The sequence below is a fragment of the Streptomyces sp. NRRL B-1140 genome, assembly GCF_001280065.1.
GTDB lineage: Bacteria > Actinomycetota > Actinomycetes > Streptomycetales > Streptomycetaceae > Streptomyces.
This window is the reverse complement of record NZ_LGEA01000110.1, coordinates 1-18636: the sequence shown is the minus strand read 5'-3', so window position 1 is coordinate 18636 and position 18636 is coordinate 1. Positions and strand designations below refer to the sequence as shown.

13 protein-coding genes are annotated in these 18636 nt (G+C 72.9%); 6 read left to right on the top strand and 7 right to left on the bottom strand.

Features of this window, described 5'->3' with window-relative positions:
• Positions 1–38: 38 nt before the first annotated feature.
• The 7 genes from ADK65_RS25335 to ADK65_RS25305 form a co-directional block, all read right to left on the bottom strand.
• Positions 39–698 (bottom strand): LmbU family transcriptional regulator, encoded by a 660-nt coding sequence (locus tag ADK65_RS25335; protein WP_234352949.1) that lies wholly within the window; start codon positions 696–698, stop codon positions 39–41.
• Between the two features lie 51 nt (positions 699–749).
• Entirely contained in the window at positions 750–2021 is a 1272-nt protein-coding gene (locus tag ADK65_RS25330; protein WP_078956132.1) for an acetylornithine transaminase, read from the bottom strand.
• Positions 2018–2995, bottom strand: coding sequence for an acetylglutamate kinase (argB, locus tag ADK65_RS25325; protein ID WP_053672927.1), 978 nt, complete (start codon positions 2993–2995; stop codon positions 2018–2020). The genes ADK65_RS25330 and argB overlap by 4 nt, the downstream gene beginning before the upstream one ends.
• Positions 2992–4143, bottom strand: coding sequence for a bifunctional glutamate N-acetyltransferase/amino-acid acetyltransferase ArgJ (gene argJ, locus ADK65_RS25320; RefSeq protein WP_053672925.1), 1152 nt, complete (start codon positions 4141–4143; stop codon positions 2992–2994). Before argJ ends, argB begins: the two co-directional genes overlap by 4 nt.
• Positions 4140–5168 carry an N-acetyl-gamma-glutamyl-phosphate reductase gene (gene argC / locus ADK65_RS25315; protein WP_053672923.1) on the bottom strand — a complete coding sequence of 343 codons (1029 nt, stop codon included), beginning with the start codon at positions 5166–5168 and terminating at the stop codon, positions 4140–4142. The genes argJ and argC overlap by 4 nt, the downstream gene beginning before the upstream one ends.
• A gap of 49 nt (positions 5169–5217) precedes the next feature.
• Positions 5218–6405 carry a serine hydrolase domain-containing protein gene (locus ADK65_RS25310; protein WP_053672921.1) on the bottom strand — a complete coding sequence of 396 codons (1188 nt, stop codon included), beginning with the start codon at positions 6403–6405 and terminating at the stop codon, positions 5218–5220.
• Between the two features lie 93 nt (positions 6406–6498).
• Complete coding sequence (locus ADK65_RS25305; protein WP_053672919.1) at positions 6499–7245, bottom strand: thioesterase II family protein; 747 nt, start codon at positions 7243–7245, stop codon at positions 6499–6501.
• A gap of 487 nt (positions 7246–7732) precedes the next feature.
• Here ADK65_RS25305 and ADK65_RS25300 point away from each other — a divergent pair, with 487 nt between their 5' ends.
• The 6 genes from ADK65_RS25300 to ADK65_RS25275 form a co-directional block, all read left to right on the top strand.
• Positions 7733–7948, top strand: a complete 216-nt coding sequence (locus ADK65_RS25300) for an MbtH family protein (protein WP_053672917.1) — start codon at positions 7733–7735, stop codon at positions 7946–7948.
• A 334-nt stretch (positions 7949–8282) separates the two neighbouring features.
• The gene (locus ADK65_RS25295; RefSeq protein ID WP_234352948.1) at positions 8283–9080 is read left to right on the top strand and encodes an LmbU family transcriptional regulator; all 798 of its coding nucleotides are present in this window, start codon (positions 8283–8285) and stop codon (positions 9078–9080) included.
• A 94-nt stretch (positions 9081–9174) separates the two neighbouring features.
• A complete protein-coding gene (locus ADK65_RS25290; protein ID WP_053672915.1) occupies positions 9175–10761 on the top strand; it encodes an amino acid adenylation domain-containing protein in 1587 nt (528 codons plus the stop codon).
• 50 nt (positions 10762–10811) lie between these two features.
• Positions 10812–11042 carry an acyl carrier protein gene (locus tag ADK65_RS25285; protein ID WP_234352947.1) on the top strand — a complete coding sequence of 77 codons (231 nt, stop codon included), beginning with the start codon at positions 10812–10814 and terminating at the stop codon, positions 11040–11042.
• A gap of 228 nt (positions 11043–11270) precedes the next feature.
• Positions 11271–12458 (top strand): NAD(P)/FAD-dependent oxidoreductase, encoded by a 1188-nt coding sequence (locus ADK65_RS25280; protein WP_053672911.1) that lies wholly within the window; start codon positions 11271–11273, stop codon positions 12456–12458.
• A gap of 46 nt (positions 12459–12504) precedes the next feature.
• A partial coding sequence (locus ADK65_RS25275; RefSeq protein WP_053672909.1) for a non-ribosomal peptide synthetase occupies positions 12505–18636 on the top strand: 6132 nt, incomplete at its 3' end.

Here is an 18636-nt window from a genome sequence, read left to right as displayed (position 1 = left end):
CCGGGGCCCCGCACCGAGGGCCCCGCGGCACCGACGATTCACGCGCTGACGGCCACCGGCCGGACGGGGTCCCGTGCGTCGAGGGCGCTGGCCGCCGCGCTGTCCAGCGTGGCCGTCACCCACTGCTCGAAGTCGACGCCCAGCTGCTCCGCCGCCGCGTGCCACCGTCGCAGACGGTGGCCGGGGACCTCCAGGCGGCCGCTCGGCTCGGTGAGGGTGCGCGGCCGGCGCTCGTCCGGGCGGGCGGCGCGCAGGGCGGCGCGCAACTGCTTGGTGCTCCACCGGCCCGCCTCGGCGCGGTCGAGCCAGAGATCCTGCTCGCCGGCCGGCATGGAGGCCAGCTCGGCGTGGTGCTGGAAACTCAGGGCGGGGCGGCGCCGGGCGAGGCCGAAGCGGCGTGCGACCCACGCGTAGTTGCGCAGGGTCTGGTACGAGAGGCCGGCGGCGCGGATCCCGCGCCGGTAGCGGTCGGTGTAGTGGTCCTTGCCGTAGACGAGCCAGTCGCCCAGCCACCAGGAGGACGAGTCGAGGACGCCGGCGAGCTGCTGTCCGGCCCGTTCCCACTCGTCGTACGCCATCCGGGCCGGCATCCGCAGGCCCACTCTCGTCGTCAGCACCTGGCCCCCGTGGGGCTCGGGGTGGGTGTTCGCCGGGCCGCCGGGCGACCCCGCGGTCCGTCCGGCCTGACGTGTCATCATGCCTCCAGGGGAAGTGCGCTTCATCGGTGGGCCCTCTCGCCCGCTCTCGGCTCAGGCCGCCGCCGGCACCTCGCCGAGGGCCTCGCCCAGGGCCGCCCGGAAGCGGTCGAGGAAGATGTCCACCTCGCTGTCCGACACGATCAGCGGCGGGGCGATCCGGACGACGTCCGGCATCACCGCGTTCACCAGGAGCCCCCGGTCCTCGGCCGCACCCTGCACGCGCGCCGCCGCGTCCCCGGCGAGCACGACGCCCAGCAGCAGCCCGGCGCCGCGCACTTCGCGCACCAGCGGGTGGCGCGGGTGCTCCAGCCCGTGCCGCAGCCGCTGCCCCGTCCGGGCCACGTGGTCCAGCAGGCCCGCCTGCTCGATGGTGTCCAGTACGGCGAGGGCGGCCGCGCACACCACGGGGTTCCCGCCGAAGGTGGAGCCGTGCGCCCCGGGCGTGAGCAGCCGCGCGGCCCGGCCGAAGGCGAGTGTCGCGCCGATGGGCAGGCCCCCGCCCAGGCCCTTGGCGAGGGTGACGACGTCCGCGTCGACGCCCTCGGTCTCGGCCGCGAACCAGCGGCCCGTGCGCCCGATGCCGGTCTGGATCTCGTCCAGGACGAGGAGAGTCCCGGTTGCCGCGGTGATCTCGCGGGCGGCCCGCAGATAGCCGGGTGGGGGGACGACCACGCCGTTCTCTCCCTGCACCGGCTCCAGCATCAGCAGCGCGGTGTCCGGCGTGACGGCATCGCGCAAGGCCTCCGCGTCCCCGTACGGCACATGGGTGACGTCGCCCGGCAGCGGCCGGAAGGGGCGCTGCTTGGCGGGCTGGCCGGTGAGGGCCAGGGCGCCCATGGTGCGGCCGTGGAAGCCGCCGGACGCCGACACCATGTGCGTACGGCCGGTGAGGCGGCCGATCTTGAACGCCGCCTCGTTGGCCTCGGCGCCGGAGTTGGAGAAGTAGACCCGGCCGTCCGGGCGCCCGGCGAGCCGCAGCAGGCGCTCGGCGAGCCGCACGGTCGGTTCGGCCATGAACAGGTTGGAGACGTGGCCGAGCGAGGCGACCTGCTCGGAGACGGCCCGGACGACCGCGGGGTGAGCGTGGCCGAGCGAGTTGACCGCGATGCCGCCGACGAAGTCTAGGTACTCGTTGCCCTCCGCGTCCCAGACCCGGACGCCCCGGCCGCGGACCAGCGGCAGCCGGGGGGTGCCGAAGTTGTCCATCATGGCGCCCTGCCAGCGCCGGGTCAGCGCCGCGTTGCCCGCATCCGCGCCGACGAGGTCCGTGACGCCTTCGCCGGCGCCGGCGAGGTCCACGCCGCCGTGCACGCCGTCGCTCATGCCGTCACCTCCCGGACGCCGGCGTCGTCGTCCGGGACGACCACCGTGCCCGCCCCGTCGTCGGTGAACATCTGCAGCAGGATGGAGTGCCGGACCCGGCCGTCGACGACGCGGGCGGAGCCCACGCCGTTGTTCACGGCGTGCAGGCAGCTCTCCATCTTGGGGATCATCCCGGAGGACAGCCGGGGCAGCAGCCCGGTCAGTTCGCCGGCGGTCAGGCGGGGGATCACCTCGTCGCTGTCGGGCCAGTTGCGGTACAGGCCCTCGACGTCGGTCAGGATCAGCAGCGTCTCGGCGCCGAGCGCGACGGCGAGGGCCGCGGCCGCCGTGTCGGCGTTGACGTTGAACACACCGCCCTCGGCCGCGTCCTTGTCGTCCTCGGGCCGGGCGATGGGGGAGACGACGGGGATGCGTCCGTTGTCGATGAGGCCCCGCACGATCCCGGCGTCGACGTGGGCGATCTCGCCGACGCGGCCGATGTCGACGGGCTCGCCGTCCTTGTCGGCGTAATGCTTGACGGCGGTCATCAGACGGGCGTCCTCACCCGTGAGGCCCACCGCGTGCGGGCCGTGCGCGTTGAGCAGCCCGACCAGCTCGCGCTGCACCTGCCCGGCCAGGACCATGCGGACGACCTCCATGGTCTCGTCCGTGGTGACTCTCAGGCCGCTCTCGAACCGGGACTCCAGACCCAGACGCCCGAGCTGCGCGCTGATCTGCGGGCCGCCGCCGTGCACCACGACCGGGTTCAGGCCCGCGTGCCGCAGATAGAGGATGTCCATGGCGAAGGCCGCCTTGAGGTCGTCGTCGACCATGGCGTTGCCGCCGAACTTGATGACGACGGTCTTGCCGTGGTGGCGCGCCACCCACGGCAGCGCCTCGATGAGGGCGCGGGCCTTGGGCAGGGCCGCGTGCTCGCCGGAGCGGTCGTGGCCGAAGGAGCGGGGGAGTGGCCGAGGAGACGGTGAAGCGCTCATGAGGAGTACTCGCTGTTCTCGTGGACGTAGTCGGCGGTCAGGTCGTTGGTCCAGACGACGGCGTGGTCCGCGCCCTCGGCGAGGTCCACGGTGATCCGGACCTCGCGGCCGGTCATGTCGACCAGCGCGCGGTCCTCGCCCACCGAGCCGTCCTTGCACACCCACACGTCGTTGATGGCGACGCTCAGCCGGTCCGGCGCGAACGCGGCGGAGGTGGTACCGACGGCGGACAGCACACGGCCCCAGTTGGGATCCTCGCCGTGGACGGCGCACTTGAGGAGGTTGTTGCGGGCGATGGAGCGGCCCACCTCGACGGCGTCGTCCTCGCTCGCGGCGCCCACGACCTCGACGCGGATCTCCTTGGCGGCACCCTCCGCGTCCCCGATGAGCTGCCGGGCCAGGTCGGCGCAGACCGCGCGGACGGCGTCGGCGAACTCCTCGTAGCCCGGAGCGACGCCGGCGGCACCGGAGGCGAGCAGCAGCACCGTGTCGTTGGTGGACATGCAGCCGTCGGAGTCGACGCGGTCGAAGGTGACGCGGGTGGCGGCGCGCAGGGCGCGGTCCAGCGCCCGGACGTCGACGTCGGCGTCGGTGGTGAGGACGACGAGCATGGTGGCCAGGCCCGGGGCGAGCATTCCGGCGCCCTTGGCCATGCCGCCGACCGTCCAGCCGTCCTTCGTCACGGCGGCCGTCTTGTGCACCGTGTCGGTGGTCATGACGGCGCGCGCCGCGTCCTCGCCGCCGTCCCCGGACAGCCGGCCGGCGGCGTCCTCGATCCCGGTCAGCAGCCGGTCCATGGGCAGCGGCACACCGATGAGCCCGGTGGAGCAGACCGCCACCTGGGAGACGTCCAGGCCGAGCCGTCCGGCCGTCCGCTCGGCGGTGGCGCGGGTGTCCGCGAGGCCCCGCGGCCCGGTGCAGGCGTTCGCGCCGCCGGAGTTGAGGACCACCGCGCGGACCGAGCCGTCCGCGAGGACCCGCCGGGACCACTGGACGGGGGCGGCCTGCACGCGGTTGGCGGTGAAGACGCCCGCGGCGGCACTGCCCGGCCCGTCGTTCACGACGAGCGCCAGGTCCCGGCTGCCGTTCTGCTTGATTCCCGCGGCGATGCCCGCCGCCCTGAAGCCTCGTGCTGCGGTGACGCTCACGGTGCGACTCCGATCGTGGAAAGCCCCAGTGACTCGGGCAGGCCGAGGGCGATGTTCATGCTCTGGACGGCGCCGCCCGCGGTGCCCTTGGTGAGGTTGTCGATGGCGCTGATCGCGACGATCCGGCCGGCCTGCGGATCGAGGGCCACCTGGACCTGCCCGGCGTTCGACCCGTACACGGCTCCGGTGGCGGGCCACTGCCCCTCGGGCAGCAGCCGCACGAACGCCTCGTCGCCGTACGCCTTCTCGTACGCGGCCCGTACGTCCGCCGCGCCCACCCCGGGCCGGGCCGCGGCCGAGCAGGTGGCGAGGATGCCGCGGGGCATGGGGGCCAGGGTGGGGGTGAAGGAGACGGTGACCGGGTGGCCTGCCGCGGCGCCGAGGTGCTGCTTGATCTCGGGCGTGTGCCGGTGGCCGCCGCCCACGCCGTAGGGCCGCATGGAGCCCATGACCTCGCTGCCGAGCAGGTCAGCCCTGGCCGCCTTGCCGGCGCCGGACGTGCCGGACGCCGCGACGACCACCGCCTCGGGTTCGGCCAGCCCGGCCGCGTACGCGGGCGAGAGGGCCAGCAGGATCGCGGTCGGGTAGCAGCCCGGCACCGCGACGCGCCGGGTGCCCGCCAGCGCGGCGCGGGCGCCGGGCAGTTCGGGCAGGCCGTACGGCCAGGTGCCGGCGTGCGGCGAGCCGTAGAACGCCTCCCAGTCGGCCGCGTCCGCGAGGCGGAAGTCCGCGCCGCAGTCGACGACGAGCGACTCCTCGCCCAGTTCCTCCGCCACGGCGGCGGACTGCCCGTGCGGCAGGGCGAGGAAGACGACGTCGTGCCCCGCGAGGGCGTCGGCGGTGGTGGGCAGCACCTCACGCCCGGCCAGCGGGGCCAGGTGCGGTTGCAGCGTGCCCAGCCGCTGACCCGCGCTGGAGTGCCCGGTCAGGGCACCTATCTCTACTTCGGGATGGGCCAGGAGCAGACGCAGGAGTTCGCCCCCCGCGTAGCCGCTCGCTCCCGCCACGGCTGCTCGCACTGTCATGAATTCTCCCCGTCGACGGACACGTGCCCGGTCCTCGCGGCCCGCCGCCTCAGCGTGCGCGGGCGGGTGCCTCGCAGAACTCGGCGTCCAGAATGGCCAGGATGCTCTCCGCTGCCCACGTCCCGTTGTAGTTGAACGCGAGCTGGTGGCGACCGTCCTCGGTCATGGCGACCAGGGAGATCGACCCCATCGTTCCCCCGTCGTGGTACCAGAGGGTGGTGCCGCAGCCCAGCGTGAGCCGTTCGATGCCGAGCCCGTAGGACGAGCCGGGGGCGTCGGGGTTGGCCACGGTCGCCTTCATCTTCGCCAGCTGCCGCGGCGGCAGCAGCTTGCCCTTCAGCAGCGCCGCGTAGAACCGGTTCAGGTCCCCCGTACTGGAGATGATGTCGCCGTCGCCCCAGAACTGTGACCCGTTGACCTCGGTGACGTCGTCGATCCGGTCCGGCTGTGCGGGGAAGAGCCTGGCGTGCTCGCGGCCGCTGGGCCGGGGCAGGCCGAAGGCCGTGCCGGGGTGGGACGTCGCCTCCAGCTTCAGGGGCGCGACGATGCGCTCGCGCACCTCTTTCTCGTACGACCTGCCGCCCGCCTTCTCCACGATCAGCGCGGCCAGGATGTCGTTGGTGTGGGAGAACGAGTGCCTGGCGCCCGGCTCGAACTGCGGCGCGTGGGAGAACGCCACCCGCAGGCGGGTCCCGATGGGCAGCGTGTCGTACCGGTGCTGGAGGAAACCGTCGCCCAGCACGTACGTGTCGAGGTACCGCGGGTCGCTGAAGTAGTCGGTCAGACCGCTGGTGTGGTTGAGGAGCTGGCGCACGGTGATCCGGCTGCCGTCGTTGCCGTTGCCGGTCACCAGGCCGGGCAGATGCCGCTCCACGGTGTCGTCCAGGCTGAGTTTCTTCTCCGACTCCATCTGGAGCAGGACGACCGCCACGAACGTGTTGGTGATGCTGCCGACACGGAACCGGTCGTTCTCGCCGCGCGGGGCGCCCGTCGCCAGGTCGCCCACACCCGACGCCGACTTCCAGACCCCGTCCGCGTCCCGCGCCTCGGCGGTGACGCCGGGGACGCCGGCGGCGACGGCCGCGTCCATCGCACGTTGCGTCGCCTGGTGGCCGGCCGCGGCGGCGGGAGCGTCCCCGGCCGCTTGGGCGGGATGCGTGAGGACGGTGGCCGTGAGGGCCGCCGCCGCCAGCGCGACCAGGCCCGCGCCCGGTCTCTTCCGTGTCGTCGTCCGCATCGTCAGTTCCCCGTTTCAGAAGACTCGTCCGTAGGTGGCGGATGCCGTGCTCGTGCTTGCCCGCGTGCCGTGCGTGGGGGAGGCACGGGAGGTTCAGGAGGAGTGCGCCGCGGTCACCGCTTCGAGCGCCGTGGTCGCGTCCCGTTCGATCCGCCGCAGCAGCGGCCGGGGATCGTCCTGGAAGTAGAAGTGACCGCCGTCGAAGACCCGCAGGCCCAGGAAGTGCTCGCTGTGCTCCTCCCAGCCCGCCATCCGCGGCGGTGAGGCGTGGCGGTCCCCGGCGCCCGCGTAGGCGGACAGCGCCACGGGCAGCGGACCGGTGCCGGGAGTGGGGCGCCAGGTCTCCACCAGACGCAGGTCGTTGCGGATGACCGGCTCGAACAGGGCCCACAGCCCGGGGTCGTCGAAGACGCTGTCGGGCGTGCCGCCGAGCGCCTTCAGACGTTCCCTCAGCTCGGCCTCGGACAGCGAGTGGTAGCGCCGCCCCGGAACCACGAGCTGCGGCGCGGTACGGGCCGACACACCGAGCCATACCGGCCGGGGCAGCCCCCGGTCGAGCGCCCGCCGGGTGATCTCGTACGCCAGGAGGGCACCCATGCTGTGCCCGAACAGGGCGTAGGGACTCGTCAGTTCCGGCTCGATGTGGTCCAGCAGGAAGTCGGCGAGGCGGCCGGCTTCCGCGATCGGGGGCTGGTCGAGGAGGAAGCCGTGCCCCGGGGCGTCGAGCAGCCGTACGTTCCACGTGTCCGGCAGCCCGGCAGGCCAGTGGCGGTACAGCACGTGCGAGCCTCCCGCGTGGTGCAGGACGAACAGGCGCAAGGCAGGTGGTGTGCTGTCCATCGCTCCCCCTCGGATCGGGCTGCGCACGTTCGCACCATAGAACGGCCGTGGCCGAAACGGAGCGGCCACCAGAGGGACTCCGCCGCCGGTGTGGGAACCCTCTAGCGAACCTCGGGCGGCACGCCCACGACGTGGGGTCAGTGCTCTGCGTACCGGGGTGACTACGCATCGGACGCCCGCCGGACGCCCGTCTCAGCCCCCGTTCGGGCGCCCGCCACGCCCCGGTCCGCGGGCGCCGTCCGCCGCCCGGCGTCTCGAGCGGAACTCGACCGGATCTGAGCGGTGCCCTGGCTACAGTGGTCGGCGAGTCGGCTACCGGCCACGTGGGGCAGCCAAGCCCGTACGACGACCGCGCCCGGTCCCAGGAACGCGGGCGGCCGATCTCCGTGTGTACGTCGAGGGCCGGCGGCCCCGGCCCGAGGCCGGGCCGGTGGGCCCGGCGTTCTCCCATCCCGAGTCACCCCGTGACGGTTAAGGACGGTGCCAGTTGAGCACGAACCCCTTCGATGACGAGGACGGCCGCTTCCACGTCGTGGTCAACGACGAGGAGCAGCACTCCCTGTGGCCGGCGTTCGCCGAGGTTCCCGCGGGCTGGCGGGTGGTCTTCGGCGAGGCGGCCAGGGCCGAGTGCCTGGAGTACGTCGAGCAGAACTGGACGGACCTGCGCCCCAAGAGCCTGCGGGAGGCCATGGCGGCGGGCTGAACGGCCCGCCCGGACTCCCGTCGAGCCGACGCGGCGGATCCCGCCCGCGCCGTCCCGGTCCCTCTGCTGACCGCCGCCGGGTCCGCGGTCCCGGCCGGGACGGCGCTGTCCGGACGTGCGAACGGAAAGAACCTGGTGGAAGGCGCCGCGGCCCGCGACGCCCGCGACCGGCTTCGCGGGCCCGCACACCCATGTCCCGCCGGCGCTCACGCAGTACATGCCGCCCGGGTGCCCGGCCGTGTGACCGGCCGACGCCCCGGGAAACGCTCTGAGTTGGGAGATGAAGGTTGTGACGGGGGCTGTGAGAACGGCGAGCAGGTACAAGGCGAGGCCGGTGGACACCAGCGGTGAGCCGGCGCAGCGCGATGTGGTCCTGTCCTTCGTGGGGACGCAGGCCAAGGTGCAGAAGTCGGGGATGCTCTTCCCGCAGAACCTGCCGGAGCGGTCCTGGGAGCAGATCGGGACCAACCTGCGCGAGCTCGTGAACTCCTCGGCGTGGTGGCTCGCCGACTGGCTGCTCTTCGGGGAGGCCACCTACGGCTGGCGGCGGTACAAGGAGGCCATCGAGCGCACCGGGCTCGACTACCAGACCCTGCGCAACTACGCATGGGTGGCCCGGCGGTTCGATCACGACCGCAGGCGGGACGGCCTCAGCTTCGCCCACCACGCGGAGGTGGCCCGTCTGTCGCCGCCGGAGCAGGACTACTGGCTGCGCAAGGCCGAGCAACAGAAATGGTCGCGCAACGAACTCCGCAGGGCACTGCGCGCCAGCCTGGCCGCGCAGAGCGACACCACCGAGATCTCCCCGGACCGCGACGAGGAGCAGCAGGCGGCACCCCGGTCCGCAAAGCCGCCGGCCGCCGAGCAGCGCCGGACGCAGGTCACCACCCTCACCATCGAGCTCTCCGCCGACCAGCTCGAGCACTACTCGAAGGCGGCCGCCGCGCATGGTCTGCCCGTCGGCGAATGGGTGACTCAGGTGCTCGCGACCGCCGACCGCCACACCGCCGCCCCTCGCACCGCCGCCCCTCGCACCGCCGACCGCCACACCGCCGCCCCTCGCACCGCCGCCCCTCGCACCGCCGCCCCTCGCACCGCCGACCGCCGCACCGCCGGGAGCGGCACCGCCTAAAGGCCCGTCGCGCCGCACGCGCCGGGCCGCCACCCGTTCCCGTGACGCGCCGGCGACTCGTCCGACCGGACTTCTCTCACATCGGAGCCAGTTGATGATCCTTCAGGGAAAGCGGGTCGCCCTGCCCCCGGCGCCCGTCGTGCACCAGCAGTTCGAGGCCAACGCGGCGGCCACCCCCGACGCCGTGGCCGTCGTTCACGCCGGCCGTCGGACGACATACGCCGAGCTGGACGCGCGGGCGAACCGGTTCGCGCACTTCCTCGCCGCGCGCGGGCACGGCCGGGGAGCGAAGGTCGGCGTCTGTCTCGACTACTCGGCCGACATGCTCGTCGCGATCCTCGGCACGCTGAAGGCGGGCGCGGCGTACGTGCCGTTCGACCCGGCCTACCCGGCGGCCCGGCTCCAGCTCCTGCTGGGCCAGGTCCCCTCCCTCGCCCTGATCGTCGCCTCCCCCCAGACGCGGGGGATGGTCGACTCGGCGGGCGTCGAGGTCGTCGACCTGGAGCAGCTCACCGACCACCTCGCGCAGCTCCCGGCGATCGCCCCCGACGTCCACGTCACCGGCGACGACGTGTGTTACGCGGTCTTCACGTCCGGTTCGACCGGAACGCCGAAGCTGACCGCGGTGCGGCACGAGGGCTGGTTCAACCTGATGAACTGGCTGAAGCTCGAGTACGGCCTGCACAGCGGATCGCACAACCTGGTCGTCAGCGCCTTCGGGTTCGACCTGTCCCAACGGGCGCTGATGACACCGCTGTTCTGCGGAGCCACCCAGTACCTGATGGCGAGCCGGAACTTCGACGCCATGATGGCCTACCGCATCCTCACCCAGCACGACATACGGGTCGTGCACTGCGCCTCCAGCACCCTGTACCTGCTCGTGGACTGGGAGACCGCGCGCGGCGGCGACGCGCTCACCCGGCTCGACTACGTGCTCTTCGGCGGCGAGCCGCTGAAGACCGAACGGCTCGCCAACTGGGCGCGGCGCGAGGGCAACGCCTGCACCCTCCTGCACCAGTACGGCGTCGCCGAGTGCACGGACGTCGCCACCTCCTACGACCTCGCCGGATACTGGCGCGGCGGACACGACATCACCCCGGTCGGCAGGCCGGCCTACAACACCGACATCCACCTTCTCGACGAGGAGCTGCGCGGCGTCGGCGCGGGGGAGTACGGCGAGGTCTGCATCTCCGGGGCGAGCGTCGGCGCGGGCTATCTGGGCGGAGCGGGCCCCGAGAACGCGAAGTTCGCGACGATCGAGGTCGACGGCGTGCCGCTCAGGGTGTACCGCACGGGTGACCGCGGCCGCGTCGACGAGGCCGGCAACCTCGTCGTCGCCGGCCGGATGGACGCGCAGGTGAAGGTGCGGGGCATGCGCATCGACCCCACCGACATCGAGCGCGCGCTCGGCCGGCTGGCCGGGATCCGGGAGGCCGCCGTGGTCGTCGCGCCCAACGACGCCGGCGAGGCCGAACTGACCGCGTTCATCGTCCCGACCCGGGACGAGCTCACCGAGGACGACGTGCGCATCCGTCTGCTGCAGACCCTGCCGCGCAACATGGTCCCCGCCAACTTCGTGAACGTCCTGCGGCTCCCGCTGAGCCCGCACGGGAAGGTCGACCGCGCGGCGCTGGTCGACTCGCTCCAGAAGCAGTACGCGATGAGCGGCGCGGCGCGATAGCCGACGCGGCAGCCGACAACAAACCTGTCGGCGAACCAGAGAGGACAATGATGATTGCCGACAGTGTGCGTGACATCTGGTGCCGGGAGCTGAAAGTCGACGACATAGCGGCCGACGACGATTTCTTCACCCTGGGCGGCCAGTCCGTGATCATGTTCCGAATTCAGGATGCTTTCATTCAGGAACTGGGCGTCGAGGTCCCGATGGACCAGATGTTCCTCAACCCGACGGTGGCGTCCATCTCCGCGTACATCGAATCCCTGGAGCCGATGGCTCCGTAGTGGCGGGCGCGGGCTGTGTCGTGTCCCGCCGGCGGGACACGACACAGCCCGCGCCGACCTGCGGTTCCGGTCGCGGATTCTCTTTCTGCCGTCCGTCCGGGCGGCTAGCATCATTTTCGTGCTCGGCAGCGTTCATTCATTCGCTGCGTCGATAGCGCGCACCAACACGATGACTTTTCCGGCTGCTGCCGCGTTGGGCAAAAAACTACCTGGTAAGAGAGGCGCGCCATGTACGACGTGATTGTCATAGGTGCCCGTTGTGCGGGTTCGCCGACGGCCATGCTATTCGCGCGGCAGGGTTATCGAGTCCTGCTCCTGGAGAAAGCGCGGTTCCCGCAGGACACGCTCTCCTCCCATTACCTCCACACCCAGGGCGTTGCCCTGCTCAAGCGATGGGGGCTGCTCGACAGGCTCGTCGAGGCGGGCTGCCGGCCGATCGACCGTCAGCGCTACGAGGCGCCCGGGGTCCGTATCGAGGGATTCTCCCTGCCGATCGACGGCCAGCGGACGACGTACGCGCCCCGGCGGTACGTACTCGACCCGATCCTCGCGGACGGAGCCGTCGCGGCCGGCGTCGACTTCCGGCAGGGCTGCGCGGTCAACGACCTGCTGTTCGAGGACGACCGGGTCGTCGGGGTGCGGTACACGACCCCCGGCGGAGGCGAGGCGACGGACCGGGCACGCCTCGTCGTCGGCGCGGACGGCATGCGGTCGCTGGTGGCCCGCAAGACCGGCGCGCAGAACGTCATCGAGCACCCGCGGATGACCTGCACCTACTACAGCTACTGGTCCGGGGTCCCCTCCGACTTCGAGCTGTACGCGCGGCCGGGGCGGTGGATCGGCGTCATCCCCACCAACGACGACCTCACCCTGCTCATGGCCTACTTCCCGCAGGACGAGTTCTCCGAGATGCGCAAGGCGGTGGAACCCGCCTACCTCGACGCCTTCCGCACGACGGCGCCCGAGCTGTGGGAGCGGATGGCGGCGGGCAAGCGCGAGGAGCAGCTCTACGGCACCGGGCACCAGCAGAACTACTTCCGCAAGGCCTTCGGGCCCGGGTGGGCGCTGGTCGGTGACGCGGTGAACCACAAGGACTCCATCACCGCCCGCGGCATCACCGAGGCCTTCGTCCAGGCGCAGTCGCTCACCGACCACATCGGGGACGGGCTGCACGACGACGCCGTGCTCAACGCGGCGCTGCGGCGCTACGAGAACGACCTGGGCGGCGAAGCCCTCAGCCACTACCAGGGCGCGCTCAACGTGGCCGAACTCAAGCCCGAGGGGCGGGCCGAGATGCTGCAGAAGCTGGTCGGTCACCAGGAGCAGATCGACCGGTACTTCTCGACGCTGTCGGGGGCGATCTCCCTCGACGACTTCTACAACGACGAGCTCCTGGACCTGCTCGACCAGAGCTGACCGACGACCGCCGACCGCTGACCGGTTCGCCGATTTTGGAGACACAATGATCCCGTTGTCGTTCGCGCAGCGCCGGCTGTGGTTCGTGGACCGGTTCGAAGGACCGTCGCCGACCTACAACGGCGCCTTCGCCCTGCGCCTGACCGGCGACCTGGACGGGGAGGCGCTCCAGGCGGCGCTCCGCGACGTCCTCGACCGGCACGAGGCCCTGCGCACGGTGATCGTCGAGGACGACGACGGCGTACCGCACCAGCGGGTGCTGGCGTCCGGGGAGAAGCCGTTCGGCCTGCCGGTCGTCGAGGTCACCGAGGAGGAGCTGGCGGCGGCGGTCGACCGGACGGCCACCGAGACCTTCGACCTGGCCGCCGACGTGCCGGTGCGCGCCGCCCTGCTGCGGTGCGGACCGCGCGACCACACCCTCGTCGTCGTGGCCCACCACATCGCCGTGGACGGCGAGTCCTTCGGGCCGCTGTTCCGCGACCTCACCACGGCCTACGCGGCCCGCGCCGAGGGCGGCGCCCCGGCGTGGGAGCCGCTCCCGGTGCAGTACGCGGACTACACGCTGTGGCAGCTGGACGTGCTCGGCGACGAGGCCGATCCGGAGAGCCTGGCGGCCCGGCAGCTGGAGTACTGGCGCGAGGCGCTGGCCGACCTGCCGCAACCGCTGCCCCTGCCCACGGACCGCCCCCGCCCTAGAGTGATGCGCTCCGAGGGCGACCGGATCCGGTTCGCGATCGACCCCGCCCTGCTCCGCTCCGTGGAGAAGCTGGCCGTCGAACGGGACGCCACGGTGTCGATGGTCATGCACTCGGCGCTGGCGGTGCTCCTGCACCACCTCGGGTGCGGCGACGACCTGCCCATCGGCGCGCCCATCACCGACCGCACCGACGAGGAACTGCGCGACCTCGTCGGCTTCTTCGTCAACACCTGGGTGCTGCGCGCCGACCTCTCCGGCAACCCGACCTTCCACGAGGTGCTCGAGCGGGTCCGGGAGCGGTCGCTGGCCGCGTACGACAACCAGGACATGCCCTTCGAGCGGCTGGTGGAGCGGCTCAACCCGCACCGGTCCACCGCCTACAACCCGTTCTTCCAGGTCATGCTCTCCTGGCAGCCGCCCGTACCGCCGCTGGAACTGCCCGGCCTCGGCGTCGAGGTCGAGCGGCTGGAGACCCGCACGGCCAAGTTCGACCTGTTCTTCGACCTGCTTCCGGACAACGACGGCGGGGCGCAGTGCCGGCTGGAGTACGCCACCAGCCTCTTCGACCAGGACACCGCCGAGGCCATCGCGCAGCGGTTCGTCCGCGTCCTGGGCCGGCTCGTGGCCGACCCGCAGCGCGCGGTCGCCACCGTCGACGTGCTCGACGACGCCGAGCGGGAGCGGTGGCTGACCCGGGGCGACGACCGTACGGCCGCGGTGCCGGAGCCGACCGTCCCGCAGCTCTTCGAGAACCAGGTGGCCAGGACGCCCGACGCCCCGGCCCTCGAGTGCGACGGCCGGACGCTGACCTACCGGGAGCTGGACGACCGGGCGAACGGCGTGGCGTGGGAGCTCATCCGACGCGGTGCCGGGCCGGAGGACCTGGTGGTCCTCGCCCTGCCCCGCACCGAGGACCTGGTCGCCGGCCTGCTCGGCATCCTCAAGTCCGGCGCCGGATACGTGCCGATGGACCCGCAGTATCTCGGCGGGCGGGCGCACACCGTGCTGGCCGAGGCACGCCCCCGGTTCGCGGTCACCGACACCGCCACCGCCCGGGAGCTGCCGCCCGGTGACTTCGAGACCGTCGACGTCGACCAGCGCGCGGGGTGGACCACGCCCCAGGGAGCGCCGGACGACGCGGGCCGCCGCGCGCCGCTCGGCCCGGACAACCTCGCGTACGTGATGTACACCTCCGGCTCCACCGGCAAGCCGAAGGGCGCCGCGATCACCCACCGGGGCGTCGTCAACGGCGTGCGCGAGCTGGCACGCGTCCTCGCCCCGACGCCCGGGTGGCGGATGCTGGCCGGCACCTCCGTCAACTTCGACGTCTCCGTCTTCGAACTGCTCACCGCCCTCACCACCGGCGGCACGGCCGAACTGGTGCCGAACGCGCTGGCGCTCGGCGAACGGGACGGCTGGAACGGCCACGTCATCAGCGGCGTCCCCTCCGTGCTCGGCGAACTCGTCGGCCACCTGGACAAGACCCCCGACGTGCGCACGGTCGTCTTCGCGGGCGACGTGCTCCCGGCCCGGCTGGTGCGCCAGGTGCGCGAGGCCCTGCCCGGCGCGCGGATCGTCAACTCCTACGGCCAGAGCGAGAGTTTCTACGCCACCACGTTCTCCCTCGACCCGTCCGAGGAGTGGGCGCAGGGCGACGTCGCTCCCATCGGCACCCCGCTCGGCAACATGCGCGCCTACGTCCTCGGCCCGGGACTCGCCCCGGTCCCGCAGGGCGTCGTCGGTGAGCTGTACGTGGCCGGTACCTGCCTCGGCCGCGGCTACCACGACCGGCCGGGCCTGACCGCCGAGCGCTACGTGGCCAGTCCCTTCGGCCCCGCCGGCGAGCGGATGTACCGCACCGGCGACCTGGCCCGCTGGAACGCCGAGGGCCGGCTGGAGTGCGTCGGCCGCGGCGACGGCCAGGTGAAGGTGCGCGGCTTCCGCATCGAGACCGCCGAGGTGGAGGCGGCCATCACGCAGCACCCCGGCATCAGCGAGGCCGTGGTGATCGGCCGCGAGGCGCCCTCGGGCGGCAAGCAGCTCGTCGCCTACGTGGTGCACACCGGCGAAGGGGCCGTCGGCGACGACGGCGCCGGCGGCATCGGCGACGTGGACGTGCAGGCCGGGGCCTCGGCCGCCGAACTGCGCAAGTTCGTCGCCGCCCGCCTGCCCGACTACATGGTCCCGTCGGCGTTCGTGGCCCTCGGCCGGCTGCCGCTCGGACCGACCGGCAAGCTGGACCGCAAGGCGCTGCCCGAGCCGGAGTTCCTGGGCGAGGCCTACCGGGAGCCGCGCACCGAGGCCGAGCGGATCATCGCCGCCGCCTACGCGGACGTGCTCGGTGTGGAGCGGGTCGGTGTCGACGACGACTTCTTCGCCGTCGGCGGCGACAGCCTGCGGTCGATCCAGGTGGTCGCGCGGGCCCGCGCCCGGGGCCTGGAGCTGACCACCCGGGAGATCTTCGAGTGCCGCACGGCGGCCCGGCTGGCCGAGGCGGCCGCCGACCGCCAGGGCCGGGTGCCCGTGCTCGCGGAGCTGGAGGGCGGCGGCGTCGGCCCGATGCCGCTCCAGCCGGTGGCACGACACGTGTTCGAGCACGGCGGCGGGACGAATCGTTTCGCTATGTCGATGGTGCTGGAACTGCCCGAGGGCATCGACGCGGACGGCCTCGCCGCCACACTCGACGCCGTACTCGACCGGCACGATCTGCTGCGCGCCCGGCTGGTCCGCGGCGACGAGCCCGCCCTCGTCGTGCGCGAGCCGGGCACCGTACGCGCGGCGGGCCTGATCCGCCGGGTCGACTGCGACGGCCGGTGGGACGAGCCGGAGTCGCTGACGGCGGCGAAGGCGGAGCTGGACGACGCGGTCGGACGGCTCGACCCGGAGGCCGGGACCATGGCGGACTTCGTCTGGTTCGCCGCCGCCTCGGGCGAGGGCCGGCTGCTCGTGGTGCTGCACCACCTGGTGGTGGACGGCGTCACCTGGCGGATCCTCATGTCGGACTTCGCCGAGGCGTGGCAGCAGGTCCGCTCCGGCAAGGCACCCGAACTGCCCGCGGTCGGCACCTCGGCCCGCCGCTGGGCCCTGGCGCTCCAGGACGAGGCGCTCTCCGAGAGGCGCGAAGCCGAACTGGAGTACTGGCGCGACCTGCTGGAGGCGTCCGGCCCGCCCCTGGGCACACGGGCGTTCGACCCGGCGGTGGACGTGTGGGCCACGGTCGACACCGTGCGCGTGGAACTGCCCGCCGACGTCACGGAGGCGGTCCTCACCAGGCTGCCGGCGGCGTACCGGGGCACCGCCACCGACGTACTGCTCGCCGCGCTCGCGTGTGCCGTCAACCGGTGGCGCGGCACGGACCGCTCGACCCTGGTCCGGCTGGAGGGACACGGCCGCGAGGAGGACGTCGTCCCCGGCGCCGACCTCTCCCGGACCGCCGGATGGTTCACCAGCATGTACCCGGCCCGGGTCGACGTGCGCGGGGTGGACCAGGCCGGCGTCCTGGCCGGCGGCCCCGCGGCCGGCCGGGCGGTCAAGCTGGTCAAGGAACAGCTGCGCGCGGTCCCCGACAAGGGCCTGGGCTACGGGCTGCTGCGCTACCTGAACCCGGAGACCGCCGAGCAGCTCGCCGACTACCCGGCGCCGCAGATCGGCTTCAACTACCTCGGCCGGATCTCCGAGTCCGACGTGCCCGAGCATCTGCGCGCACAGGGCTGGGGACCGGCGTCCTGGTCGTCCGAGCTGATCGCGGCACCCGACCCGGACCTGCCCGCGCTGTCCGCGCTGGAGGTCAACTCGGTCGCCACGGACACCCCCGACGGCACCCGGCTCCAGGCCGCCCTCATGTTCGCCACCGGCGTCCTGACCCGCGAGCGGACCGAGGAGCTGGCCCGGCTGTGGGTCGAGGCGCTGCACGGCATGGCCGCGCACGCCGCCCGCCCGGACACCGGCGGCCTCACCCCCTCGGACGCCCCGCTGGTGGCGGTGCGGCAGGAGGAGATCGAGACCTGGGAGGAGCGCTACGGCCGGCTGGAGCAGGTGTGGCCGCAGGCCCCGGGACAGTCCGGCATCCAGTTCCAGGCCGCACTCGCCGAGGGAACCTTCGACGTCTACCACATGCAGTTCGTGCTGCACCTGTCCGGACACGTGGAGCCGGCCCGCATGCGGGCGGCCGGGCAGGCGCTCCTGGAGCGGTACCCGAACCTGCGCTCCGCGTTCCTCACCGCGGCCGACGGCGACCCGGTGCAGGTCGTGGCGGAGCACGTCGCCGTGCCCTGGCGGCACCTGGACCTGACCGGCCGCGACGAGGCCGAACAGGACGCCGCGCTCGACCAGGCCCTCGCCGACGACCGCGCCGACCGGCTCGACCCCGCCCGGCCGCCGCTGTTCCGCCTGGCCCTGCTCACCTGCGGGCCGGAGCGGGCAAAGCTCGTCATCACGGCCCACCACACCCTCTTCGACGGCTGGTCCTCCCCGCTGGTGATCAAGGACCTGATCCGTCTGTACGCCGGGACCGACGGGCTCGCCCCGGTCCGCGGGTACGGCGACTACCTGGCCTGGCTGTCCCAGCAGGACCGGGAGGCGTCGGCGGCCCGCTGGCGGGCCGAGCTCGACGGGTTCGACGAGCCCACTCTCGTGGCCGCCGGCCGCCGTGCCGAGGGGGACGCGTCCGCCCTCGGCCGGGTCGAGGTGCCGCTGTCGATCGACAAGGGCCGCGAACTCGCCCGGCGCGCCGCCGAACTCGGCGTCACGCTGAACACCCTCCTGCAAGGCGCTTGGGCCATCCTGCTCTCCAAACTGACCGGACAGCGGGACGTGGTCTTCGGCGCCGCCGTCAACGGCCGCCCGGCGGACCTGACCGGGTCGGAGGACATGGTCGGCCTGTTCATCAACACCCTCCCGACCAGGGCGCGGTGCCGGTCCGACCAGAGCGTGGCCGACGTCATCACCGACCTGCAGGACCGGCAGATCACCCTGCTCGACCACCACTACTACGGCCTCGCCGACATCCAGCGCGGCGTCGGACTGCCGGCCCTCTTCGACACGATCGTCGTCTTCGAGAACTACCCGATCGACCGCGAGGGCATCGTCGAGGCCAACACCTCGGCGGGCGTCACGATCGACGCGATCCGGCCCTTCGCCGGCTCGCACTACCCCCTCACCCTCAACTCCTCCGACCCCTACCTGCGGCTCTCCCTCGACTACCAGCGCAACCTCTACGACCGCGACACGGCCGAGGTGATCGCGGCTCGGCTCGTCCGGGTGCTGGAGCAGGTCCTGGAGAACCCGCGCGTGCCGGTGGGTGCGGTGGAGGTGCTGGGCGAGGAGGAGCGGGACTGGCTGGTGCGTCGGGTCAACGACACGGCGCGTGAGGTGGCCCCGGGCACGTTGCCGGGTGCGTTCGAGGCGCAGGTGGCGCGGGATCCGGAGCGGGTGGCGCTGGTCGGTGAGGAAGGATCGCTGACGTACGGGGAGTTCAACCGG